Source organism: Nocardia sp. NPDC059154 (genome assembly GCF_042755705.1).
Classification (GTDB): Bacteria; Actinomycetota; Actinomycetes; order Mycobacteriales; family Mycobacteriaceae; genus Nocardia.
In genome coordinates, this window is record NZ_JBHZCS010000025.1 from 15,091 (window position 1) to 34,754 (window position 19,664).

Genomic DNA, 19,664 nt, shown 5'->3' on the forward strand with positions numbered 1-19,664 from the left:
CGTGATCAGGCAAAACAGCTCACATCGAGGCGATGAGGCGATCCACGCGCTCGTCGACCGAGCGGAACGGGTCCTTGCAGAGCACCGTGCGCTGGGCCTGATCGTTGAGCTTGAGGTGGACCCAGTCGACGGTGAAGTCGCGGCCCGCCTCCTGAGCGGCGGTGATGAAATCGCCGCGCAGCTTGGCGCGGGTGGTCTGCGGCGGCGTGGTCACCGCCGCGTCGACCGCCTCGTCCTCGGTGATCCGCTTGGCCAGACCCTTGCGGGCGAGCAGGTCGAAGACGCCGCGGCCCCGCTTGATGTCGTGGTAGGCCAGATCCAGCTGGGCGATCTTGGGATCGGACAGCTCCATGTTGTAGCGGTCCTGGTAGCGCTGGAACAGCTTGCGCTTGATGATCCAGTCGATCTCGGTGTCCACCTTGGCGAAGTCCTGCGCCTCGACGGCATCCAGGGTGCGGCCCCACAGATCCACGACGGCGTCGACCTGCGGGTCGCGGTCGCGGTTGCGCAGGTGCTCGACGGCGCGGGCGTAGTACTCACGCTGGATGTCGAGCGCCGAGGCCTGCCGGCCACCGGCCAGCCGCACCGGACGACGGCCGGTCAGATCGTGCGACACCTCGCGGATGGCGCGAATCGGGTTGTCCAGAGCGAAGTCTCGGAACGCGACACCCGCCTCGATCATCTCGAGCACCAGCGAGGCCGTGCCCACCTTGAGCATGGTGGTGGTCTCGGCCATGTTCGAGTCGCCCACGATCACGTGCAGGCGCCGGTACTTCTCGGCATCGGCGTGCGGCTCGTCGCGGGTGTTGATGATCGGCCGGGAACGGGTGGTCGCCGAGGAGACGCCCTCCCAGATGTGCTCGGCCCGCTGCGACAGGCAGAAGGTGGCCGCCTTCGGCGTCTGGAGCACCTTGCCCGCACCGCAGATCAGCTGGCGGGTTACCAGGAACGGCAGCAGCACATCGGAGATCCGGGAGAATTCACCGGCGCGGACCACGAGGAAGTTCTCGTGGCAGCCGTAGGAGTTGCCCGCCGAGTCGGTGTTGTTCTTGAACAGGTAGATATCGCCGCCGATACCCTCCTCCGCGAGCCGCTGCTCGGCGTCTATGAGCAGATCCTCCAGGACCCGCTCGCCGGCGCGGTCGTGGGTGACCAACTGCACCAGGCTGTCACATTCGGCCGTAGCGTACTCCGGATGGGAACCGACATCGAGGTAGAGCCGGGCACCATTACGAAGGAACACGTTCGAGCTACGGCCCCAGGAAACTACCCGGCGGAAGAGATACCGGGCCACCTCGTCAGGACTCAACCGACGGTGACCGTGGAACGTGCACGTCACCCCGAATTCGGTCTCGATCCCCATGATTCGTCGCTGCACCCTATCGACATTACAGCGGAGTTGTCGCCGGTAACGGGCTTGTCGGACAGCTGATGCAAACGTATTCACAACGATTTAGCACGGGATGCAACGTGGCACGCGCTCTACCCTGCGAAAAAGCAAGGCTCCTTTGCACTCTGCTATTGAGAGTGCAAAGGAGCCTTATCCCGAATAGCGGGATTGCCTACGCCGGCGCGGGCCCTATGACGGGTCCCCGCTCGACGGCTTCTCGGCCTCGGCCGCCGCGTTCGCGGTCGGCGCCTTGCCGGTCACCAACTCCTGCAGCGCCGCGCCCTGGATGCGGCGGAACGCCCGCCGCGGCCGGGACTGCTCCAGGGTTGCCACCTCGAGCGAGCCGGAACCCATGGAGCGCTGCTTGTCCTTGTCGCCCTCGGGGACAGCCTTCTGCAGCGCGGCCACCGCCGTGGCGATGGCCGAATGCAGGTCCATGCCCGGCTGGTAGGAATTCTTGAGGGCGGTGGTGATCGGCTCGGTGTTGCCGCCCATCACCACGAATTCCCGCTCGTCGACGATGGATCCGTCGAAGTTGATGCGGTAGAGCACCGAGTTCGAGGACTGCTCCGGATAGCCCACCTCCGCGACGCAGATCTCCACCTCGTAGGGCTTGAGCTGGTCGGTGAAGATGGTGCCGAGGCTCTGCGCGTAGAGGTTGGCCAGGAAGCGGCCGGTGACATCGCGGCGGTCGAACTGGTAGCCGCGCAGATCCGCCTGCAGGATGCCCCCGCGGCGCAGCGCCTCGAACTCGTTGTACTTGCCGACCGCGGCGAACCCGACCCGGTCGTAGAGCTCACTGATCTTGTGGAGGGTGGCCGAGGGGTTCTCGGCCACGAACACCACACCCTTGTCGTACACCAGCACCACGACACTGCGGCCCCGTGCGATGCCCTTGCGCGCAAGTTCGGTCTTGTCGCGCATGATCTGTTCGGCCGACGCGTAATACGGCAGTGTCATGCTTCGCCGATCCCCTCTGCCGCCAGCGCGGCCCGCTCCTCCACCATCGCCCGCGTGATCTCCTTCAGGCGCTCCTCGGTCACTTCCTCGGAGCCCTGGGCGTCGATCACGATCGCGGTCGGGTAGATGTTCCGCATCGTGTCGGGCCCGCCGGTGGCGGTGTCGTCGTCAGCGGCGTCGAAGAGCGATTCGATCGCGATCCGCAGCGCCCGGTCCTGATCGATCCCGCGCGCGTAGGTCTTCTTCAGCGACGACTTGGCGAACAGTGAACCCGACCCCACCGCGGTGTACCCGAAGCGCTCTTCGCTGCGGCCGCCGACCACGTCGTAGGACACGATGCGCCCGGACTTGTCCGGGTCCGGCGCGTCCGGGTCGAAGCCGACCAGCAGCGGCACCACCGCGAGACCCTGCAGGGCCGCGGGGAGGTTGTCGCGCACCATCTTCGACAGCTTGTTGGACTTGCCGTCGAAGGTGAGGGGCACGCCCTCGATCTTCTCGTAGTACTCGAGTTCCACCGCGAACAGGCGGATCATCTCGATCGCCATGCCCGCGGTGCCGGCGATGCCGGCCGCGGAGTAGGTGTCGGTGATGTACACCTTCTCGATGTCACGGCTGGCCAGCAGGTTGCCCTGGGTGGCGCGGCGATCGCCCGCGATCAGCACACCGCCGCGGTAGCTGACCGCGACGATGGTGGTGCCGTGTGGCGCTATGTCCGACGGCACGCCCGGATTGGGGTGCGTGCCGTCGGGTCGGATTCCGTTGCCGGGCAACATTTCCGGAACGTGCAAACGCAGGTACTCGGAGAAAGAGGATTGGGCGAACCCCAACTGGAGCCGCAGGGGGTCACCTTGGGTCACTGGCCGCCCTTCTGCACGTATGCGCGGACGAAGTCCTCCGCGTTCTCCTCGAGCACGTCGTCGATCTCGTCGAGCAGGTCGTCGGTTTCCTCCGCCAGCTTCTCGCGGCGCTCCTGTCCCGCCCCGCCGTCGCCGACCGGGCCCTCGTCCTCGTCGCCGCCACCGGCGCGCTTGGTCTGCTCTTGTGCCATAGCAGCCGACCTCCTCTGTGATCATCGGCGAGCACCGGAGAAGATCCGATGCTCGTCCCCCAACACTACCCACCAGCGGGGACAACATGCCGGATTAAGCGTCATTGTGCTGTTGCCGCGATCTCCCCGCCGCCATGTCGCGGACACGAAAAAGGGGTACGGGATTCAGTTCCCGTACCCCTTCCGCAGGGCCTAGTGGGTCAGCTGCTGGACCAGTTCCGAGGCGGTGTGCACGCCGTCCAGGAGTTTGCCCACGTGGGACTTGGTGCCGCGACGGGGCTCCAGGGTCGGGATGCGGACCAGGGAGTCGCCGCCCAGGTCGAAGATGACCGAATCCCAGCTCGCGGCCGCGATATCCGCGCCGAAGCGGCGCAGGCACTCGCCGCGGAAGTAGGCGCGGGTGTCGGTGGGCGGGTTGGTCATGGCGTCGGTGACATCCTGCTCGCTCACCAGGCGCTGCATGGAGCCGCGCGCCACCAGGCGGTTGTAGAGGCCCTTGTCCAGGCGCACATCCGAGTACTGCAGGTCGACCAGGTGCAGCTTGGGGGCGGCCCAGGACAGGCCCTCACGGTTGCGCATGCCCTCGAGCAGGCGCAGTTTGGCGGTCCAGTCGAGCAGGTCTGCGGTTTCGAGGGGGTCACGCTCGAGCAGGTCCAGCACGTGGGCCCACTTCTCGATGACGTCCTTGGTGCGCTCGTCGTCGTTTCCGGTGCGGTCCATGAACTTCTCGACCCGGTCGAGGTAGATGCGTTGCAGCGCAAGGCCGGTCAGTTCGCGGCCGTCCGAAAGCGCAACGGTGGCACGCAGAGTCGGGTCGTGGCTGATGGTGTGCACGGCGGTGACCGGGCGGGCCAGCTGCAGATCCGAGAGGTCCTCGCCGGCCTCGATCAGGTCCAGCACCAGGGCGGTGGTGCCGACCTTGAGGTAGGTGGACCATTCGGCGAGGTTGGCGTCGCCGATGATGACGTGCAGGCGGCGGTACTTGTCGGCGTCGGCGTGCGGCTCGTCGCGGGTGTTGATGATGCCGCGCTTGAGGGTGGTCTCCAGGCCGACCTCGACCTCGATGTAGTCCGCGCGCTGCGACAGCTGGAAACCGGGCTGGTCACCGGACTGGCCGATACCGACCCGGCCGGAGCCGCAGATCACCTGGCGGGACGCGAAGAACGGGGTCAGGCCCAGGATGATCTGGTTGAACGGGGTCTCGCGGCTCATGAGGTAGTTCTCGTGGGTGCCGTAGGAGGCGCCCTTGCCGTCGACGTTGTTCTTGTACAGCTGCATGCGCGGGGCGCCGGGGACGCTGGAGGCGAAGCGGGCGGCGGCCTCCATGACGCGCTCACCGGCCTTGTCCCAGATGACCGCGTCCAGCGGGTCGGTGACCTCGGGGGCGGAGTACTCCGGATGGGCGTGGTCGACGTAGAGGCGGGCTCCGTTGGTGAGGATCATATTGGCCGCGCCGACCTCGTCGGCGTCGATCACCGGCGCGGGCCCGTTGAGCCGGCCGAGATCGAAACCGCGCGCGTCGCGCAACGGCGATTCCACCTCATAGTCCCAGCGTGTGCGCTTGGCGCGCGGCACGCCCTCGGCCGCGGCGTAGGCAAGCACCGCCTGGGTGGATGTGAGAATCGGGTTGGCCGACGGCTCGGTAGGCGTCGAAATGCCGTACTCGACCTCGATTCCGATGATGCGCTGCATGCGATCGAGCCTAGGCGAAAGGCACGCCCGGACGCGGGTGGACTGTCCGGGTTGGGGTCATTCCCTGGTCGTAGCCGGGGTCGTTCTCCCGGGCGATCCGCGCCGAACTGCGGCGACGGCACAATGACCGCCATGGTCGAATCGGCTTCCGCCCCGCGCCCGGCGCTCGCGCCCACCCCCGCCGAGGACCCGAATCCCGTTTCCGCGCAGCCGCGTTCGGGGCGGCTGGCGGCACTGGACGTGCTGCGCGGCATCGCCATCCTGGGGACGCTGGGCACCAATATCTGGATCTTCACCAATGCCGAAGGGCTGCTCGGCTATATCTCGCGCAGTGACGAACCGCACGGAGCCTGGTTGTGGACCGAGCGGCTGCTGCAGCAGCTGGCGCAGGGGAAGTTCCTGGGCTTGCTGACCATCATGTTCGGCATCGGGCTGGCTATCCAGCAGCGATCGGCGGTGCGCGGCGGCCGGGCCTGGCCGGGCGGATATCCGGTCCGGGCCGGGCTGCTGCTGCTCGACGGGCTGGTCAACTTCTTCTTCGTCGCCGAGTTCGACGTGCTGATGGGGTACGCGCTCACCGGGCTGGTGGTGGCGTTCATCCTGGCGACGAGCCCGAAGGCGCAGCGGCGCTGGCTGATGGTGGCGGCGGGCATCCACCTGACGATGCTGTCGCTGATCGCCGTGGCGATCGTGCTGGGCCCCGGGGGCGGGGGCGGCGGGCACCGGCCGCTGGACCCGAATCCGTATGCGGACGGGTCGTTCTGGGATCTGGTGGCCTTCCGCTGGGATCATGTGCTGCTGTTCCGGCTGGAGCCGATCTTCATCTTCCCGATGTCGATCGCGCTGTTCCTGGTGGGCGCGCGGCTGTTCCGGGCCGGGGTGTTCCGGCCCGAGGGCGCGCGAATCCGCAAGCGCCTCATGGTGATCGGGTTCGCGGTCGCCGCACCGATCGATCTGATCCTGGGCCTGACCGGCGGCGACCTGATCCTGGTGACCCGCTACGGCACCGCGCCGCTGGTCTCGCTCGGCATCCTGGCCCTGGTCGCCGAGTGCTACGCGCACCGCCCGGACCCCGGGTTCGTCGCGCGCCGCTTCGCCGAGGTGGGCCGAATGGCATTGAGCTGCTATATCGTTCAGAACCTGGTGTCGGGATTCCTGTGCTACGGCTGGGGTCTGGGGCTGGCGAGCCTGGTGTCGGCCAATGCGCGGGTGCCGTTCACCGCCGGGATCTATGTACTGGTCTGCGCGCTCATGCTGGTGCTCGCCCACGTCTGGCTGCGCCGCTTCGACCGCGGGCCGGTCGAGTGGCTGTGGAACCGCAGCTACCGCGCGCTCACCGGGCGCGGGAGCCGCTGATCACTCAGCGGCCGTCCGATCCTGTCGCGGAGGCGGGCGAGGCGGATTCGGTTGTGCCGGTTACACCACCCGCGCGGCCTCCGCGCGGGACTGCAGTTCACTCACCACGGTATCGCGAGTGAGCGGGACGTCCAGGCTGCGAGCGTTGCCCTCGAGCAGCGCCAGGAGCGATTCGGTGAGGATGCCCTCGACTTGCTCGGAGGACAGGGTGGGGGCGGCGCGCCAGCTGTTGACCACGCCGTCGACGAAGCCGACGGTGCCGAAGGCCATGGGGCGGGCACGATTCCGGTCGATGCCGAAGCGCTCGAGGGCGTCGGCGAACAGGTCGGCGAGCCGGCCGCCGATGCGGTCGCGAGCGCCGGCCAGGGCGGTCGAGGCCTCGCCGTGCGGGTCGCCGGCGGCCAGGAAGCGGTGCAGTTCCGGGTGGCGTTCGATCCAGCCGACGTAGCTGCCGACCGCGCCGCGTACCAGGTCGCGGACGGTGCCGTCGGGGTGCAGGCGTGGCAGCAGTTCGGCGGTCAGGGATTCCAGGATGTGGCGGCGGATGGCGTCGTCGAGGTCGGCGCGGCCGTCGAAGTGCCGGTAGACGACCGGGCGCGGGACCTGCAGGCGGTCGGCGATCTGCTGGACCGAGATCTCGGTGCCGTTCTCCTCGATGACGGCGAGCGCGGCGTCGAGCATGTCGGCACGACGCTGGGCCTTGTGGCCGTTCCAGCGGGTGCTGCGACCGTCGGCCGCCCGCTCTCGGTCCCGGAGGGAGGGCTGCGCGGGTCTGCGTCGGGTGCCGGTCACGGGCCTCACGATACTCACCTCACCGTTGACCGAGACAGTATGTAGCACTAATCTGAGTGTAACTGCCTGTATCAGTAACGAATCAGGAGCTGTCATGGGCGACAACGCTGTCTCCGCCCCCACGGCCGCCGCACTGTCCGGGCGTGAGTCCTTCGCTCAGCGCTTGCTGACCGGATCGGTCAAGAAGTCCTACGACCCGGTCGTCGACCTGGACTGGGACGCCCCGCTGGACACGGACAAACTCTTCCTGCCGCCCGAGGTCGTCTCGCTCTACGGCACCCCGCTGTGGGAGGGCATGACGCCCGCGCAGCGCCGCGACCTCTCCCGCGAGGAGCTTGCCAATGTGCTGTCGGTCGGCATCTGGTTCGAGAACCTGCTCAACCGGCTGCTGCTGCGCGAGCTCATGGCAGGCGATCCGACCTCCCGGCATGCGCACTACACGCTCACCGAGATGGGCGACGAATGCCGGCACATGATGATGTTCGGCAAGCTCATCGAGCGGATCGGCACGCGGCCCTACTGGCCGAACCGGTTCGAGCGCTGGACGATCAGCGCCCTGCAGCTCTTCCTGCGGGGCTCGATGGTGTGGGTGGGCGCGCTCGTGGGCGAGGAGATCTTCGACGCGCTGCAGCGCCGCACCCTCGACGATCCACAGCTGCAGCCGCTGGTGGCGCGGACCATGCGGATTCACGTCACCGAGGAGGCGCGGCACATCGGGTTCGCGCGCGCGGCCCTGGCAGACCGGGTGCCGACCATGTCGAAGGCCGAAGTGCAGTACACGCGACTGTGTGTCGCGGTCGCCGCTCCCCTGTTCGTCTACCTGATGACGAACTGGCACATGTACGTCCGCGCGGGCATCGAGAACGGGCGGGCGGCCCGGAAGATGGCCCGCGCCAACCCGTATTCCCGGCGGGCGCTCGGGCTGGGCGCCGCGAATCTCGGTGCGTTCCTGGACGCACAGGGGCTGATGGGGCCGATCGGCAAGCGTCTCTGGCGGCGGCGAGGGCTGCTGTGAGGTTCCGGCGGGCCCGGCGCGACTCCCCCGCACCGGCCGACCCGAACGCCGGATTCACCGAACCCGAAGCGGCGCCGGACTATTCGGGGCCCGCACTGCTGGACGCCCCCGGTACGGAGGTGGCGGTGCGCGTGGCATTGACCGGGCATCTGGATCCGATCGACGGCCAATTCCACTGGCACGGGCGGATTTCCGCGGCCGATGGAAGCGAACTGCCCGATCCCGGCCGCGGGCAGGTGTTCCTGACCGTGCCGGGCGGTACGCCCGCGCCCGGCTTGCTTCAGGAGCGGGACCCGTGGGGGAATCTGCGGATCGCCGGGATCGGCGCGCCACCGTTCCCGCTGTAGCGCACCGAGGTTCGAGTGCTACTCGGTGAGCCCGATGAGGTCGGCCATGGTCTCGACCGAGTAGGCGAAGAACGGCCCGGCCGGGTCCATCGTGTTGTCCAGCTGCCCGAACAGCTCGAAGGTGACCACGCCGAACAGCTGGGTCAGGCCCACCATGGCGCGCGCCACCGCCGGTTCGGGCATACCGGAGTTCAGGAATGCCGCGATCAAGGCGGATTGGGTCTCGAGTTCGGGGGTGAGGGTTTCCGCCGGCGTGGCCAGGGTGCCGGACTGCCAGGCCCGGTGCACGATACCGAGGGCGGCGAGGGGTCCGCGCGACGCGGGTGCGACGGTGGTCTCCGGGGCGCGATAGCCCGGCACCGGTGATCCGTACACCAGCGCGTACTCGTGGGGGTGCGCGATCGCCCAGTCCCGCACGGCATTCGACAGGGCCCGCCACTGGGCGCGGGGGGCGGTCTCGGTCGCGACCGCGCGCTCGACGGCATCGCCGAGGGCGTTGTAGGCCTCGATGATCAGCGTGGTCAGCAGCTCGTCGCGACTGGGGAAATACCGGTACAGCGCCGAGGACACCATGCCAAGTTCACGGGCGATGGCCCGCAGCGAGAGCGCGGGTGCGCCGGATTCGGCGAGCTGCCGGCGCGCGGCGTCGGTGATCTCGCGGGTGATCTCGGCGCGGGCACGGGCACGGGCGGTACGGGGCACGCTCATTCCGACAGTGTGCCACGAATCGGATCACCGACAAGTTTCGAGAGCACTGCTCTTGACAGCCCGAGCGCCATGCGCGCACACTGATCACATCAGAGAGCACCGCTCTCACAAGTCGAAGGAAGTGCCTCATGGACGCCCACACCGCCGCCACCCGCTACCTCGGCCCGAAGGGCCTGGACCCCTACATGAACCGCTTCTTCAACCTGCTGCCCAAGCTCGGCATCAGCATCGCCGGCTCCCGACTGCTGGCCGTGCGCGGCCGCAAGTCCGGCGAGTGGCGCACCACCCTGGTCAATGTCCTCACCACCGACGACGGCGCCCGCTACCTGGTCGCCCCGCGCGGGCACACCCAGTGGGTCCGTAACCTGCGCGTCGCGGGATCCGGCGAACTGCGCCTGGGCCGCAAGGTCCAGACCTTCACCGCCACCGAACTCCCCGACGCCGACAAGATCCCGGTGCTGCGCGCCTACCTCGACCGCTGGGGCTGGGAGGTCGGCCGCTTCTTCGAGGGCGTCACCAAGCACGCCACCGACGCCGAATTGGCCGACATCGCCCCGGGTTTCCCTGTTTTCGCGCTGGCCTGAGGGTCAGCGGAGTTCGTCGAGGGTTTCCTCGTCGCGGGCCAGATAGGCGCGGCCGTCGGCGGTGAAGACGATGGGGCGCTGGATCAGTCGCGGATGCGTGGCCAGAGCCTCGATCCAGCGGTCGCGGTCGGCGGGGGTCCGGCCCCACGCGGAGACGCCCAGTTCCTTGGCCTCGGGTTCGGCGGTGCGGGTGATGTCCCACGGTTCGAGGCCGAGTTTGGTCAGGGCGGCACCGATCTCTGTGGCCGAGGGCGGGTTGTCGAGGTAGCGGCGCTCGACATAGTCGGTGCCGGTGTCGTCGAGCACCGCCTTGGCGGTACGGCTCTTGGAGCACTTCGGGTTGTGCCAAATTTCGGTCGCTGCCATGGGTTCAGCCTAGGCGGCGGCGACCGGGCCACCGCTCACCGGCACATCAGACCCAGTCGACGACCCAGCGGTAGGGGCGCATCCAGTACAGGCCGCCCTCGGGAACGGGCGCGCCCCAGCGCTGTTCGGCCTGGGTGAGCTGCCAGCGGTATTCGGGAGCGGGCTCGCCACCGTGGATCTCGTAGAGGTGACGCCGCCAGGTGTTGATCATGGCGGGGACCGCCTGCTGGTCGTTCTCGTAGGCCCACTCCACGTTTCGCATCATGAGACTGTCCACGGCGTGGTTGGCGGCATTGGGGTCGCCGCTGCTCAGCGAGTGTAGGAAGGCCGCGACCAGGTTGTAGGCGATGGCGTCGTGGACCGAGGTCTGACCGTTCTCGAGCGACCAGATGCCCAGGTAGGTCGGCCCCTGCTCGTCGATCCACACCGAGTGCGCCTCGCCGACCCGGTTGTCGAAGATGAGCGCGGTGAGCAGGCCCAGCGTGGACTTGCCCATGATGAGCGGATCGGGACTGCCGCTGGAGAGAGCGTCGTCGATGAGCGCCCGGTAGGCGGCCGCGGCGATGCCGGGCCGGTTGGCGTCCATGAGGGCGTCGGCGGTCTCGCCGCCGGCGAGCTGCGCGGCCGGCGGCTGGGACGGGCCGGAGACCTCCTGCGGCACGCCGTCGCCGACACGCAGGAACTGGGTCCGCATGGCGTCGAGGGCAATCGGATCCGACAGCGGCACGCCGTTGCCCAGCGGGTCGTCCAGATCCAGGTTGACGGCGAGGGGTTCCTGCAAGCTGGGCGCGGTTTGCAGGTATTCCAGTGCCACCCGGGCGAATTCGTTGTCCTGACTCTCCAGCCATTCGCGCCCGGCGCGCAGCGTGTCGACGAGATGGCCGCCGACGCCCTGTTCGATGGCGGCGCACAGCGCGTAGTAGCCGTAGCCGCGGTAGTCGTCGTGGCCGACGCCCTCGGTGATCAGCAGCTGCGCATATCTGCTTGCCAGATCGTGTCTTTCGATATCGCCGAGCAGCGTGCACGCGGTCATGGCGGCCATCAGCACCTCGGCGTGTTCGCCGTGGGCGCGCCGCAGGTCGATGCAGCGGTCGGCCATGATGACGGCGCTGTCGGGCAGGCCCCGCTGGGTGGCGGCCTCGACGGCCATCGAGTACATGGTGGCCAGCGTGGCGGGCGGGATGTCGGCCGGGTAGCGGGCCGGTCCGTGTTCGGCCAGGTGCAGGGCCTGCGTGTAATCGCCCGCGGCGAAGGCCGATCGGAAGCGGTAGGAGACGATCCAGCCGTACTCCTTGGGATCGGGCGCCGCGTCGAGCCCGTCGTCGAACGCCGACAAACGGGCCAGCGCCTCGTCGGCCCGGCCGCTGTCCAGCATGCCGCTCGCCTCGTTCATCACCTCGACGAACGCATTTCGATCCATGGCCTACTCGCCTTCCCGCATATGTCAGCCCCGGATCGTATGACCGCGCCACCACAGTCCGTGGCCAGTGAGGTCAAGGTCATAGTTCGACTCCACCCCACATGACCACGCGTTGTCATTCGCGTGGCACGTTATGTCACAACGATATTCCCGCACCCCGTCGCGAACCCGCCTCCCTGCGGGCCATTCTCGCGTCGCGGCCGATCCGTCCTGACCCACAATCTAACGACAACACGCCAACCCACCCCGCAACCACGCTCGGCGCGTCGGGGCTCACCTCACAGGGAGATGATTCGCACCGCATCACCGCACAGAGTGTGCATATCCTGCGGATCCGAGGTCATTACGATCACGGGCGGCGGCTGCCGCATTGCCATTTCGGCCACGGCGGCGTCGATGGCGTATTTGTGACCATGCAGCCCCGCCGCGAGCAACAACTCGGATGCCGCGCGAGCGCAGGCGTCGTCGACCGCCTCTACGCGAATGATGGACAGCAACCAGGACAAACACGACCGGTCAGTCTTTCGATGCGTAGCTTCGATGATCGTCAGGGCGCTGCTCACTATCTCCATCCGACGCCCACGCGCCTCTGCGATCAGGGCAACAATCGCCGGATCGTCGGACAGCAGGCCCGACAACCCCTCGCAGTCGAGCACAACCGTGCCCTGCAGCGAACGCTGCGACCGCGCTGCCTTCACCCTTCGTCCGGCCATGGATCCTCACTCGCGAGCGCCCGCTCGAACTGATCGAAGGCGTGCCGCCGGGCGGCCTCCGGCAACTCGCCGTGGCGACGCTCGTAGTCGGCCAGGTACTCGTCCAGCAACAACCCTCGCAGTTCGCGCTCGACGGCGGAGGTGACGAACGCCGAGAACTCACGTTTCCCGACCCGTCGGCGAATCGCCTCGGCCGTCCCCTCGGGTAGTGACAGACTCACCCGCGTCGCGGGTCCTTCGCCGATTTCATAGACAGGCTGAGCCATGACCTCAGTTTATCAATCAAAGTAGGAAATATCGGCCCGGTTACGGCGTCCGAGGCGTGGCGGCGGTGATGCCCAAGACCTTTCCTCGGCCTACAGGGCGGGGAGGGCGGTGCCCGGGTCGGGGGTGAAGGTGATGATGCGCTGGCGGGGGTCGCCGGGGAGTTCGAGGTTCTCGTAGGAGAAGCCGAGGTCGCCGGAGTGGGGGTGACGGACGAGTTTGCCGCCATGGCTGCGCCGCTCGACATCGCCGGCGCGCCAGAGGGTGGCGAATTCCGTACTGCCGGTGGAGAGTTCGTCGACGAGGGCGATGGTGGCGGGGTCGGCGGGGTAGAGTCCCGCGACGCGGCGCAGCTGGGCGACGGTCGCGGCGGCGACATCGTCCCAGTCGCGGTAGAAGTCCCGGGCTGCGGGGTCGGAGAACAGTGCGCGGGCCATGTTCTCGTCGGCCATGCGGCCGAACACGTAGTGCGCCAGCGGGTTCGTGGCGAGCACGTCGAACAGGTCGGTGATGACCAGGGCGGGCGCCTTGTCGATCAGGTCGAGCATGCGCAGCAGTTCGGGACGCGGTGCGGGAGCGGCGGTTTCGGCCGTGCGGGGCGGGCGGGCCAGGGCGTGCAGGTGCTCGGTCTCGACGGGATTGAGCCGCAGCGCGGAAGCGAGGGAGTCGAGCACCTCGGGCGACGGGTTGGCGGCGCGGCGCTGTTCGAGGCGCTGGTAGTACTCGGCGCTGATGCCCGCGAGGTGCGCGAGTTCGGAGCGGCGCAGGCCGGGCACCCGGCGCAGACCGGACAGCGGCAGGCCCGACTCGTGCGGATCGACCCGCGCCCGCCGGGACTTCAGGAACTCCGCCAGGTCCGCGCGCGCTGCCATGCCGGCAGTCTGGCACAGGACGGCCGTGCGTGGCCCCGGGAGTACGAGGCACGGCGTGCACTGGTTACGTCCTGCCGCGGCGAGCAGGCTCGGTCTCGTGAACGAGAGATTCCGGCGGGGAGCGGCCCGCCACACCGAGCTCGGCGGGAGCGGAGGGGTGCGCGGCCGGGTCTATGACGAGCTGGCCGATATCGCACCGGATCTGCACCGGTTCGCCGTCGAATTCGCCTATGGCGACATCCATTCCAGGCCGGGCCTGGATGCCGGGCGGCGCGAGCTGGTGATCCTGGGTGCACTCATCGCGCTCGGGGACACCCGCCCGCAGCTGGAGGCGCACCTCGGTTCCGCGCTGAATGCCGGTGTGGCGCCGGGCGAGATCGTCGAGGCGATCCTGCAAGCCCTCCCCTACGCGGGTTTTCCGCGTGTGCTCTCCGCCATGAGCGTTGCCCGCGGCGTGCTCGCCGGCCGCGATCTGCTCCCCATCACCACCGATTCGATTGCCCAGTAGGAGATCTGCCATGACCGCCACCGCTCAGCAGCGCGCCGACATCATCGACGCCGCCACCCGCCTGTTCTGGTTCATCGACATTCGTGACTGGGACGCCTTCCCCGGTGTCTTCGCCGAGGTGGTCACCCTCGATTACTCGAGCATCTGGGGCGGCGAGCCCGCGACCGTCACCCCGGCGCAGATCCGCGCCGACTGGGAGAAGCTGATCGGCAGCTTCGACGCCACCCAGCATCTGCTCGGCAATCACCTGGTCACCGTGGACGGCGACCACGCGGAACTGACCGCGGTCTTCCAGGCGGTCCATATCCTGGCCAATCGATTCGGTTCGCCGCGGTGGACGCTGGGCGGCACCTACCGCATCGGCCTGCACCTGGTCGGGGGCCAGTGGAAGGTGGATTCGATGGTGATGACGGCCCAGTGGGCCGACGGCAACAAGGACATCCTGACCCTGGCTTCGGGCGGACAACGCCCTGCTGCGGCCTAGGAAAACCGGATGCGGCGTAGGGAATTCGGAAGGAGAAAGAGGAAGGAATGGAAAGGATCGTCGTCCTTTCCCCTTCAACCATATAACACAGTGGGGGACTTGCGGCAAGGCCCCGGTATTGGCGCACAATCGCTGGCCGAGGGCTGCAACCTGCGCGAATGGGCGCGCAGGCGGGCAGCGGGGAACGGCTAGGCGGGAAGGTGTGGTGCTGGTGTCGGACCAGGGGTACGAGAAGGAACTGCTCGCGGAGCAGGAGTATGTGACCGGGCTGTACGCGCGGCTGGACGCCGAGCGGGCCCGGGTGAAGGGCCGCTACGGCGAGACGCTGCGCTCGCGCGGCACCACCCTGGTGGAGCGGGATGCGGAGGTGCGGGCGCTGGGCAAGGAGGTCAAGCGCCTCGAGGTGGCCGACAACGGGCTGTGTTTCGGGCGGCTGGACAGTGTGACCGGTGAGCACTCGTATATCGGGCGCCTCGGGATCTTCGACGAGGCCAACGAATTCGAACCGCTGCTGCTGGATTGGCGGGCCCCGGCATCGCAGGCGTTCTATATCGCGACCGCCGCGAGCCCGGAGAACATGCGGCGGCGTCGCCAATTCCACACGCGCGGACGGCTGGTGGCCGATTTCACCGACGAGGTGTTCGGCCATCCCGGTGACGGCGAGCGCGGTGACGCGGCCCTGCTGGCGGCGGTGAACGCGCCGCGCGGCGAGGGTATGCGCGACATTGTGGCCACCATTCAGGCCGAGCAGGACCGGATCATCCGGCTCGATCACCCGGGCGTGCTGGTGATCGAGGGCGGGCCGGGCACCGGCAAGACCGTGGTGGCGCTGCACCGGGTCGCGTATCTGCTGTACACCCAGCGTGCGCAGATGGAACGCAACGGTGTACTGGTGGTGGGCCCGAACACGGCCTTCCTCAGGCACATCGGGCGGGTGCTGCCGTCGCTGGGCGAGACGAACGTGGTGTTCACCACCACCGGCGATCTCGTGCCCGGGTTGAGCGTCACGGCCGAGGACGGACCGGAAGCGGTGCGGCTCAAGGGTTCCCTGCGGATCCTCGACGTGCTGAAGGCCGCGATCGCCGACCGTCAGCGGGTGCCGCAGGAGCCGGTGTCGATCGAACTGTCGGATGTGACGGTGCGCATCGGCGCGGATATCGCCGGCTGGGCGCGGGAGGAGGCGCGCGGTAGCGGGTTGCCGCACAACCAGGCTCGCGCGACCTTCCTCGAGGTGCTCACCTGGGCGCTCACCGAGCGGGCCATCAAGCGGATCGGCGAGGGCTGGCTGACCCGCGACGACCGTGAGGCCTGGGAGAACATGCGCACCGATCTGCGCACCGAACTCGCCGAGCACGAGGGCTTCACGGCGCTGATGGACGAGCTGTGGCCCACGCTGACACCGGAAACGCTACTGGCGGAGCTGCTTTCGTCCACCGAGCGGCTGCACGCGGCGGGCGCCGACGGGACGCTGTGGCGCGCGGACGGTGCGGCATGGACGGTATCCGATGTCCCGCTGCTCGATGAACTGGTCGATCTGCTGGGCCGTGACACCACCGCCGAGGAGGCGGCGGCCGAGCGGGAACGGAAGGCCCAGGCCGCGTACGCCGAAGGCGTGCTCGACCTGCTGGTCGGCCGCGCCGACCACATGGACGACGAGGATCACCTGTTCGCCACCGACCTGCTCTACGGCGACGACCTGGCCGAGCGCTTCCTGGAACGCGACGCCCGGGAACTCGCCGAACGTGCTGCCGCGGACCGGGATTGGACCTACCGGCACATCGTGGTCGACGAGGCGCAGGAGCTGTCGGCGATGGACTGGCGGGTGCTGATGCGCCGGTGCCCGAGCCATTCCTTCACCGTGGTGGGCGATCTCGCGCAGCGCCGGTCCGCGGCGGGCGCGACCTCCTGGGACGCCATGCTGGAACCGTACGTCCCCGGCCGCTGGGCCTACCGCTCGCTCACGGTGAACTACCGCACCCCGGCGGAGATCATGGCCGTGGCCGCCGCCGTCCTGACCGGCTTCGCACCCGAGGTGACGCCGCCCGAGTCGGTGCGCTCCTGCGGCGTGCAGCCGTGGGCGCGACAGCTCACCCTCGGCGAGATGCCCTCCGCCATCGAGGAATTCACCCGCGACGAGGCGGGCCGCGAGGGCACCAGCATCGTGATCGGCCCGCCCGGCATGCCGGGTACGGTCCCCGCCTCCGAAACCAAGGGCCTCGAATTCGACGCGGTCCTGGTGGTCGAGCCCGAGCACATCCTCGCCGACGGCCCGCGCGGCGCGGCCGAACTCTACGTCGCCCTCACCCGCGCCACCCAGCGCCTGGGCGTCCTGCACGAGGGCCCGCTCCCACCGGCCCTCGCCGGCCTCTACACGTCGAAGTAGAGCTCGGACTACATGCTGGGCGTTTGCGGCAGTTGGTAGATGGCGGTATCCGTGGTGCTGGGTCCGGAACCTGTCGGACCACTCGCCTACTATCGAAAGTTTGTTCGACTCGAGGTAGCCTTGTGATCATGCCGGAACTGCCTCGCCTGGAATGGGCACGCATGAATCTCGATCAGGTGCGTGCCCAGCTGCTCGCTGCGGCCTCCCGCGGTCGGTTCCTCACGCCCGAGCAGCTGGAGAATGCGGCGGGCAAGATCGAAGAGGGTTTGCGGGTCTACGAGGAGGAGACCGGCCACGCGGCACCCGAGCCTCGGCCGGACAGCCCGCGGCCGATCTGTTCGAACCCTCGCCGCTACCGGAAGCGTTGAGGAGGACGAGGCCCTCGTCCCGGCGCGAGAAATCCACGATGACCTATGCTGAAAGCCCAGGTCCGCTGGGGTTAATGGTGGTACCAACCAGTCATTGGAGGTCCGTCATGTCCATATCGCTAACCGTGCAGCAGTGCCTGACGGATGCGGGCGCCGAGTATGAACTCGTACCGCATCCGCATAGCCACAACAGCTCAGAAACCGCCGAAACCGCCCATATCCCTGGCGACCGCCTCGCAAAGACAGTCCTCCTGGAAGACGCGCAAGGCTACGTCGCCGCCGTGCTGCCATCCACCCACCACCTACGACTCGCGAAGCTCTGGTCGCAAACGGGCCGGCGGCTGGTGCTCGCCAAGGAATCGGACTTCCGCGAAACCTTCACAGACTGCGAGGTCGGCGCAATCCCGCCCATGTGCACCGCCTACGGCATGACGACGCTGATGGACGAGAGTCTCACCACACAGCCCGATATCTACTTCGAGGCCGGTGATCATGAGACGCTCGTCCACCTGCAGACCGACCAGTTCATGCGCCTGATGGAACAGGCCGAGAAAGCGCACTTTTCCCACCGCACGCAAACCACCCGCCACTGAGTTCCCGCAACTGCTTGATGCAGAAGCGTCAACCGTACGTTTGACGACGGTCGCTGCAGCGATGCCGCCACGCCGACTTGCATGAGGGCCTGCTTGCGCGAAATCCGTACTCGCGCAAGACATCTGGATTCATTGTCAGCTACTGCCAGCAGCCGTTCGCCCAATAGCGGCCCACCGATTGGCCGAACCGGTTGCCGAGGATGTCAACCCGGCTGCCGAAGACGGCGACCGGGCGGGCCGGTTCGGCTGTTCGGGGTACTGTCACGCCCCCGCGGGTGGCTGCCATCGCGTATTGCTGTTCCCGCTGATCCGTATCTCCCCGAGCCAGGTTTGGGTATGTTTCGTCGGCTTTGCGTACTGGTTGCCGAAAAGTTACTGCCGGGCGGCGATGTATTGGGCAGAATGGCACCGGTCACACGAGTTCTTCCCGCAACAACCTCAGTGTCTCAATCCACACATCGTTGAAAGGGAGCTCGAACATGGCACAGGAAACCAGCGGTACTGCGACGGCGGAAGCTCGACGCGGGGACATCGACGTGCAGGCGGAAGTGGAATTGCTGCGGCTGCGAATGGACGAAGCCCGGCAAGAGGCACAGAACGCCCGCCAGTACGCGATGCAGGCCTCGGGTCTCGCGCGCCAGGCGCAGGCGCAGGCCCGGCAGGTGCAGCATCAGGCCCAGCATGCGCAGCAGGACGCCAACCAGGCCAACCAGCAGGCACAGCAGGCCCGCCAGCAGGCGATGCTGGCCACCAACCAGGCCCAGCAGGCCCAGAGCGAGGCCGACCGGGCACAAAGCCAGGCCCAGCAGGCCCAGGGCGAGGCCAACCAATCCCAGCAACGGGCCAGCACCGCCCAAGACCAGGCCGACCAGGCCACCCAGATGGCGCAGCAGGCCGAGGACCAGGCCAACCGGGCACAGGACCACGCCGGTCAGTGGGAGATACAGCTCCAGCAAATCCGCCAGCAAGCCCGCCTCCAGCAGGGCCGCTGACCCGGCGAGGATGACGCAGTGACCAAAGTTCTGGCGGCCGGCCACACCGGGCATCCGGTGTGGCCGGTTCGCCGGCCCTGCTACCGAGGAGGTTCGCGGTGAGCGGACCAGTTCCGCCGCCCGCGGACGAATCCGATGTCGACGTCGAGGTCATCGTGCCGGAGACCATCAGTGCCGGGGTGTACGCCAACGGGTTCACCTGCTGGTACAACCGCACCGACTTCACCCTCGATTGCCTTGTCTACCTGCCCACCGAACCGGGCGCTGTCAACCCGGCCGGTCAACCCATGATGCGACAACCGGTGCAGGTCACCTCCCGGGTGAAGTTCCCACCCGCGCTGATCTTCCGGCTCATGCAAACCCTCAACGACAGCATGAGCAACTACGAACGCCAATTCGGCCCCATCACCCACCTCGGCGAATAACCTGCCCACGGAGAAATGCATGCAGACCCCGAAATCAAGCCCCATCACCATCATCGCCGGCCCAGCTGACCGTCCCGTCGTCTGCGACCCGGCCGTACGGTATCGGCCCCAGATAATCCCGGGCCGCCACTACCTCGTCGCCCCGGCCGCCCCGCACCCACAGCCCGAACCCTCCTGAACATGACGGACAGGGGGTGTTTGCGGGCTTGCATCCTTACCGGCGTCTCCCGCCCATCATGCGCAGTTACGGCTGTCTCCCTACTGCCAGGCAAGGCGACAAGCGCGGTAGCCGAACGCGAGATATGCAGGACACACACAGCGGCGGGGGGGAGCACTTCCCCACTGCCCCCCCCCCCCCTTTTTTCCCCCCCCTCCCCCCCCCCC

23 protein-coding genes are annotated in these 19,664 nt (G+C 68.1%); 11 read left to right on the plus strand and 12 right to left on the minus strand.

All coding sequences use genetic code 11. The features are described 5' to 3' along the window. Positions 1-19: 19 nt before the first annotated feature. From pafA to dop, 5 genes are all read right to left on the minus strand, one after another. Positions 20-1,378 (minus strand): Pup--protein ligase, encoded by a 1,359-nt coding sequence (gene pafA / locus ACFXN1_RS21990; protein ID WP_354832174.1) that lies wholly within the window; start codon positions 1,376-1,378, stop codon positions 20-22. 201 nt (positions 1,379-1,579) lie between these two features. Next, a complete protein-coding gene (gene prcA, locus ACFXN1_RS21995; RefSeq protein ID WP_379443641.1) occupies positions 1,580-2,350 on the minus strand; it encodes a proteasome subunit alpha in 771 nt (256 codons plus the stop codon). After that, entirely contained in the window at positions 2,347-3,123 is a 777-nt protein-coding gene (gene prcB, locus ACFXN1_RS22000; RefSeq protein WP_379400101.1) for a proteasome subunit beta, read from the minus strand. Before prcB ends, prcA begins: the two co-directional genes overlap by 4 nt. An 80-nt stretch (positions 3,124-3,203) precedes the next feature. Then, on the minus strand, positions 3,204-3,398 hold the full coding sequence (locus ACFXN1_RS22005) for a ubiquitin-like protein Pup (protein ID WP_033089305.1): 195 nt from the start codon (positions 3,396-3,398) through the stop codon (positions 3,204-3,206). A 192-nt stretch (positions 3,399-3,590) separates the two neighbouring features. Beyond that, on the minus strand, positions 3,591-5,090 hold the full coding sequence (gene dop / locus ACFXN1_RS22010) for a depupylase/deamidase Dop (RefSeq protein ID WP_379400102.1): 1,500 nt from the start codon (positions 5,088-5,090) through the stop codon (positions 3,591-3,593). A 132-nt stretch (positions 5,091-5,222) separates the two neighbouring features. Here dop and ACFXN1_RS22015 point away from each other — a divergent pair, with 132 nt between their 5' ends. Beyond that, positions 5,223-6,446 carry a DUF418 domain-containing protein gene (locus ACFXN1_RS22015; protein ID WP_379443642.1) on the plus strand — a complete coding sequence of 408 codons (1,224 nt, stop codon included), beginning with the start codon at positions 5,223-5,225 and terminating at the stop codon, positions 6,444-6,446. A gap of 60 nt (positions 6,447-6,506) precedes the next feature. Here ACFXN1_RS22015 and ACFXN1_RS22020 read toward each other — a convergent pair whose 3' ends face one another. Next, positions 6,507-7,238, minus strand: a complete 732-nt coding sequence (locus tag ACFXN1_RS22020; protein ID WP_379400104.1) for a TetR/AcrR family transcriptional regulator — start codon at positions 7,236-7,238, stop codon at positions 6,507-6,509. A 94-nt stretch (positions 7,239-7,332) separates the two neighbouring features. Between ACFXN1_RS22020 and ACFXN1_RS22025 the strand changes: the two genes are divergently transcribed. Together ACFXN1_RS22025 and ACFXN1_RS22030 are read left to right on the plus strand one after the other, a co-directional pair. Then, the gene (locus tag ACFXN1_RS22025) at positions 7,333-8,253 is read left to right on the plus strand and encodes a diiron oxygenase (RefSeq protein WP_379443644.1); all 921 of its coding nucleotides are present in this window, start codon (positions 7,333-7,335) and stop codon (positions 8,251-8,253) included. Next, positions 8,250-8,600, plus strand: a complete 351-nt coding sequence (locus tag ACFXN1_RS22030; protein ID WP_379443645.1) for a DUF4873 domain-containing protein — start codon at positions 8,250-8,252, stop codon at positions 8,598-8,600. The genes ACFXN1_RS22025 and ACFXN1_RS22030 overlap by 4 nt, the downstream gene beginning before the upstream one ends. An 18-nt stretch (positions 8,601-8,618) precedes the next feature. Here the strand turns inward: ACFXN1_RS22030 and ACFXN1_RS22035 are convergent, their stop codons facing one another. After that, complete coding sequence (locus ACFXN1_RS22035) at positions 8,619-9,308, minus strand: TetR/AcrR family transcriptional regulator (protein WP_379443646.1); 690 nt, start codon at positions 9,306-9,308, stop codon at positions 8,619-8,621. 128 nt (positions 9,309-9,436) lie between these two features. On the opposite strand from ACFXN1_RS22035, the gene ACFXN1_RS22040 reads away from it, so the two are divergent. Further along, the gene (locus ACFXN1_RS22040) at positions 9,437-9,892 is read left to right on the plus strand and encodes a nitroreductase family deazaflavin-dependent oxidoreductase (protein ID WP_354832155.1); all 456 of its coding nucleotides are present in this window, start codon (positions 9,437-9,439) and stop codon (positions 9,890-9,892) included. Between the two features lie 3 nt (positions 9,893-9,895). Here ACFXN1_RS22040 and ACFXN1_RS22045 read toward each other — a convergent pair whose 3' ends face one another. From ACFXN1_RS22045 to ACFXN1_RS22065, 5 genes are all read right to left on the minus strand, one after another. Next, entirely contained in the window at positions 9,896-10,258 is a 363-nt protein-coding gene (locus ACFXN1_RS22045) for an ArsC/Spx/MgsR family protein (protein ID WP_379400109.1), read from the minus strand. Positions 10,259-10,304: 46 nt separating this feature from the next. Beyond that, on the minus strand, positions 10,305-11,678 hold the full coding sequence (locus ACFXN1_RS22050) for a hypothetical protein (protein ID WP_379443648.1): 1,374 nt from the start codon (positions 11,676-11,678) through the stop codon (positions 10,305-10,307). Positions 11,679-11,956: 278 nt separating this feature from the next. Continuing rightward, a complete protein-coding gene (locus ACFXN1_RS22055) occupies positions 11,957-12,391 on the minus strand; it encodes a DNA-binding protein (RefSeq protein ID WP_379443650.1) in 435 nt (144 codons plus the stop codon). Then, complete coding sequence (locus ACFXN1_RS22060) at positions 12,373-12,657, minus strand: hypothetical protein (RefSeq protein WP_379400112.1); 285 nt, start codon at positions 12,655-12,657, stop codon at positions 12,373-12,375. The genes ACFXN1_RS22055 and ACFXN1_RS22060 overlap by 19 nt, the downstream gene beginning before the upstream one ends. A gap of 90 nt (positions 12,658-12,747) precedes the next feature. Beyond that, positions 12,748-13,527, minus strand: coding sequence for a helix-turn-helix domain-containing protein (locus tag ACFXN1_RS22065; RefSeq protein WP_379443651.1), 780 nt, complete (start codon positions 13,525-13,527; stop codon positions 12,748-12,750). Positions 13,528-13,624: 97 nt separating this feature from the next. On the opposite strand from ACFXN1_RS22065, the gene ACFXN1_RS22070 reads away from it, so the two are divergent. The 7 genes from ACFXN1_RS22070 (at position 13,625) to ACFXN1_RS22100 (ending at position 19,280) form a co-directional block, all read left to right on the plus strand. Beyond that, positions 13,625-14,035, plus strand: a complete 411-nt coding sequence (locus tag ACFXN1_RS22070; protein ID WP_379443653.1) for a carboxymuconolactone decarboxylase family protein — start codon at positions 13,625-13,627, stop codon at positions 14,033-14,035. Between the two features lie 10 nt (positions 14,036-14,045). Continuing rightward, a complete protein-coding gene (locus tag ACFXN1_RS22075; protein ID WP_379443655.1) occupies positions 14,046-14,519 on the plus strand; it encodes a nuclear transport factor 2 family protein in 474 nt (157 codons plus the stop codon). 211 nt (positions 14,520-14,730) lie between these two features. Further along, complete coding sequence (gene helR, locus ACFXN1_RS22080; RefSeq protein WP_379443657.1) at positions 14,731-16,902, plus strand: RNA polymerase recycling motor ATPase HelR; 2,172 nt, start codon at positions 14,731-14,733, stop codon at positions 16,900-16,902. A gap of 128 nt (positions 16,903-17,030) precedes the next feature. Next, positions 17,031-17,270, plus strand: a complete 240-nt coding sequence (locus tag ACFXN1_RS22085; protein WP_379443659.1) for a DUF6374 family protein — start codon at positions 17,031-17,033, stop codon at positions 17,268-17,270. A gap of 107 nt (positions 17,271-17,377) precedes the next feature. Beyond that, positions 17,378-17,863: an aminoacyl-tRNA deacylase gene (locus ACFXN1_RS22090; RefSeq protein ID WP_379380462.1), complete on the plus strand. Its 486-nt coding sequence runs from the start codon at positions 17,378-17,380 to the stop codon at positions 17,861-17,863. Positions 17,864-18,342: 479 nt separating this feature from the next. After that, positions 18,343-18,855, plus strand: coding sequence for a hypothetical protein (locus ACFXN1_RS22095; protein ID WP_379443660.1), 513 nt, complete (start codon positions 18,343-18,345; stop codon positions 18,853-18,855). 98 nt (positions 18,856-18,953) lie between these two features. Continuing rightward, positions 18,954-19,280, plus strand: a complete 327-nt coding sequence (locus ACFXN1_RS22100) for a DUF3467 domain-containing protein (protein WP_379400119.1) — start codon at positions 18,954-18,956, stop codon at positions 19,278-19,280. Positions 19,281-19,664 lie beyond the last annotated feature (384 nt).